The organism is Paenibacillus sp. OSY-SE, assembly GCF_000283315.1.
Taxonomy (GTDB): Bacteria; Bacillota; Bacilli; order Paenibacillales; family Paenibacillaceae; genus Paenibacillus_B; species Paenibacillus_B profundus.
This window is the reverse complement of sequence record NZ_ALKF01000045.1, coordinates 1-221: the sequence shown is the minus strand read 5'-3', so window position 1 is coordinate 221 and position 221 is coordinate 1. Positions and strand designations below refer to the sequence as shown.

General features: G+C 30.8%; 1 pseudogene. It reads right to left on the bottom strand.

Going from position 1 to position 221, the window contains the following annotated elements:
* Positions 1–221: pseudogene (locus A372_RS38160) on the bottom strand (DNA-binding response regulator); the annotation flags it as partial.

The window sequence follows — 221 nt, the reverse complement described above, 5'->3', positions numbered from 1 at the left end:
TATTTTAAAAGCACTTCCTCATAAGCTGACTTGATGATAACGAATTTTTTATCGAGAGCTTGAAAATATTGACACAGCTTTATTATTTTTTCCTCAAAGATATGGGGAGCAATCGGTTTTATTAAATATTGAAATGTAACTACGTCAAAACTTTCCACCATATATTCAGGGTAGCTCGTTAAAAAAACAATCTGTTCATCTAGGTGATTTAAACTCCTTAT